Raw genomic sequence first — 2606 nt, forward strand, 5'->3', positions numbered from 1 at the left:
TGATCGTGCAGGCGGACGCAGCTCACCGCGCCAAGGCCGAGGACATCGGCCAGCTCAAGATCCGGAACGCCCGCGGCGAGATGCTGCCGCTGGCCTCGCTGATGACGGTGGAGCCGACCTTCGGGCCAGGCACGGTGAGCCGCTACAACGGCTTCTACACGGCAGACATCAACGGCGCGCCCAAGCCCGGCGTGAGTTCGGGCGAGGCGCAGGCGGCGATGGAGCAACTGCTCAAGGAAACGCTGCCGCGCGGCATCGGCTACGAGTGGACCGAGCTGGTCTACCAGGAAAAGATCGCCGGCAACACCATGGTCTACATCTTCCCGCTGTGCGTGCTGCTGGTCTTCCTGGTGCTGGCCGCCACCTACGAGAGCACGACCTTGCCGCTGGCGATCATCCTGATTGTGCCGATGTGCATCCTCTCGGCGATCTTCGGCGTGTGGGCCTCGGGCTTCTTCGGGCAGCCGGCCGACAACAACATCTTCACGCAGATCGCCTTCGTGGTGCTGGCGGGGCTGGCCTGCAAGAACGCGATCCTGATCGTGGAGTTCGCGCGCGAGCTCGAGGACCATGGCCGCACGGCGGTACAGGCGGTGGTCGAGGCCTGCCGGCTGCGGCTGCGGCCGATCCTGATGACCTCGATCGCCTTCGTGGCCGGTGTCATGCCGCTGGTCTTTTCCAGCGGCGCCGGTGCCGAGATGCGCCAGGCGATGGGCATCGCGGTCATGAGCGGCATGATCGGCGTGACCGTGTTCGGCCTCTTCCTCACGCCGGTGTTCTATGTGCTGCTGCGCAAGATCGGCTCGAAGAAGCCGTTGGTGACTCACCACGAGCCGCCGCTGCCGGCGCGCGGGGTCCGCCTGGGAGACGAGCATGCTTGAGCGCCGAGTCCGCAGCGCATCGTTCGCATCTGGAGCTGTCGCGCAATCCGGGTTGCGCGCCTGGATCACCCCACGCGCGCCTGTCCTTGCGGCCCTCGCCGTGCTGATCCTCGCCGGCTGCGCCGCCGTCGGCCCCGACTACCAGCGCCCCGTGCCGGTGCTGGACGCCGGCGGTTTCATCAACGCCGGCGCGCCATCGGTGAACCGGACCGAAGCTTCCGTCGACATCGCCGTCTTCTGGCGCGGCTTCGGCGATGCGGCGCTGTCGGCCCTGGTCGAGCGAGCGCTCGAGGCCAACGGCGACGTGCGCATCGCCCAGGCCAGGCTGCAGGAGGCGCGCGCCAACCAGGGCGAGGCCGACGCGCTGGGCCGCCCGGGTGTGGGCCTGACCGCCGGCGCGACGCGCTCGGTGCAGCCGGTCACTCAGCTTCCCGGGCAAAGCCGCAGCGAGCGCACCGGCACCATCTGGGACGCCGGCTTTATCGCCAACTGGGAGCTGGACTTCTTCGGCCGTTACCGGCGCCTGAGCGAATCGGCGGCAGCGGTGGTCGAGGCGAGCGTCGCCGGCCTCGCGGCGGCCCACACGGCCGTGGCAGCCGAGACCGCACGCAATTATCTGGAGCTGCGGGGGCTGCAGCAGCGGCTGCGCTTTACCGAAGAGTCGCTGGCGAGTCAGCGCGAGACCTTGCGTCTGACGGAGCTTCGCCTCGACGCCGGCCGCGGCACCCGGCTCGATGTGGCCCGCGCCCGCGCGCTCACCGAGAACACCGAGGCCGGCGTGCCGGCGCTGCAGAGCGCCATCGAGCTGACCGTCTTCCGCCTCGCCACGCTGACCGCGCAGCCGCCGCGCACAGTGCTGGAAAGCCTGCAGACGCCGGCGCCGCTCCCTGGCCTGCCGGTGACGGATCTGGCGGCACTGCCGCTCGGCACGCCCGAGGCCTGGCTGGCGCGCCGGCCCGACATCATCGCGGCGGAGCGTTCACTGGCCGCGGCGACCGCGAACACCGGCGTAGCGACGTCGGACCTTTTCCCGCGCATCTCGCTCTCCGGCCTGCTCGGCCTGAACGCAGCCACGCTCGGCAGGCTCGGCAACAGCGACTCGGCGGTCTACTCGCTCGGCGCGGGCGTGAGCTGGACGCCTCTGGACTTCGGCCTGCTGCGCTCGCGCATCCGGGCGACCGAGGCGCGCGCCCAGCAGAGTCTGGCGAGCTACGAGCAGACCCTTGCGCTGGCGCTGGAGGAGACCGAAGTCGCACTCAGCGGCTACAACCGCAACGCCCAGCGCGCCGCGCGGCTGGACCGCGCCGCGCGCAGCGCCGAACAGGCGGCCGTCCTGGCGCGACTGCGCTTCGATGCCGGCTACAGCGACTTTCTCGCCGTGCTCGACGCCGAACGCGAAGTGCTGCTCAACCGCGACCAGTTGGTGCAGGCACAGACCGGCATGGCCACGGCGCTGGTCGGCGTGTACCGGGCGCTGGGCGGGGGCTGGGCGGCCCCGGCGGCTGCCGGGGGGACGACTGTGTCGAGCGTGCGCTAGCTCGATCAGCGGCGACAGCCTGTCAACCGAAGCGCTGTACCAGCCACTCCCGCATCGCCGCGAACACCGCCTCCTTCTCGGGCTCGTTGAACAGCTCGTGATACAGGCCCGGGAACTCCCGCGCAGTGACAACCCCGGCCGGCGCGGCCTTCGCGAAGCGTGCGCTGCCGGCCGGCGCGACGCAGCGA

2 protein-coding genes are annotated in these 2606 nt (G+C 70.9%); both read left to right on the plus strand.

Annotated elements, in window-relative coordinates:
• The coding region (locus H0W38_RS20680; RefSeq protein WP_292457730.1) for an efflux RND transporter permease subunit at positions 1-881 on the plus strand (881 nt) is incomplete at its 5' end.
• Between the two features lie 100 nt (positions 882-981).
• Positions 982-2418 carry an efflux transporter outer membrane subunit gene (locus H0W38_RS20685; RefSeq protein WP_292457733.1) on the plus strand — a complete coding sequence of 479 codons (1437 nt, stop codon included), beginning with the start codon at positions 982-984 and terminating at the stop codon, positions 2416-2418.
• Positions 2419-2606: the final 188 nt, after the last annotated feature.

The sequence above is a fragment of the Methylibium sp. genome (assembly GCF_013817365.1).
Lineage (GTDB): Bacteria > Pseudomonadota > Gammaproteobacteria > Burkholderiales > Burkholderiaceae_C > Methylibium.